The organism is Streptomyces milbemycinicus, assembly GCF_002154605.1.
GTDB classification, from domain to species: domain Bacteria; phylum Actinomycetota; class Actinomycetes; order Streptomycetales; family Streptomycetaceae; genus Streptomyces; species Streptomyces milbemycinicus.
In genome coordinates this window covers 1-637 of record NZ_MUNE01001080.1, presented here as the reverse complement: position 1 = coordinate 637, position 637 = coordinate 1, and the positions used below count along the sequence as shown (strand labels likewise).

Here is a 637-nt window from a genome sequence, read left to right as displayed (position 1 = left end):
CATGTGCGGAGAATGCAGGACTTGCCCGAATTGACCGCGATCGTGCGCGTACGGCGCCGACAGGAGTCCGGGACCGCACCCCTGGAACACGGCACGGCCTACCGGACACTCGTACGCCCGTCACGCATGGTGGCTACCCGCTCACGCAGCCGCATCCCCACGCGCGCCCCCGACCGTGCACCCATGCGCCCCGCATGCCCGGAGCGTGCTTCCTTTCTTCCCCTCAGTACTCGGCTTCGCCGGCACAGCGGGGTGGGGCGTAACCCCGGCAGACCCCTGGAGTTGTGCTGGTCGTGGACGAGACCATGGACGTGACAAACGACGTGACTGACGACGTGACAGGAGCACCACAGATCCCCAACCAGCGCGGGGAGCGGCTGCGGGACGCCGCGGTGCGCTATGCGGAGGAGCGGCACTGGGACGTGCTCCCCGGCTCCTGGCTGGAGCCCGTGGCCGGCGCGGTCCAGTGCTGGGAGCAATGCTGCTGCGGCGCGGCCGACTGCCCCTCCCCCGGCGCCCATCCGACCCACGCCGGCTGGGCGGACCAGGCGACCGGCAGCGCCGTCGTCGCACGCCGGATGTGGGCCAAGGCGCCGCGCGCCTCCATCCTGCTGCCGACCGGGCGCACCTTCGACGC

The 637-nt window shown here is 71.9% G+C and carries 1 protein-coding gene; it reads left to right on the top strand.

What is annotated here, in order from left to right; all coding sequences use genetic code 11:
• Nucleotides 1–305 precede the first annotated feature (305 nt).
• A partial coding sequence (locus CCN51_RS51155; protein ID WP_211303349.1) for a bifunctional DNA primase/polymerase occupies nucleotides 306–637 on the top strand: 332 nt, incomplete at its 3' end.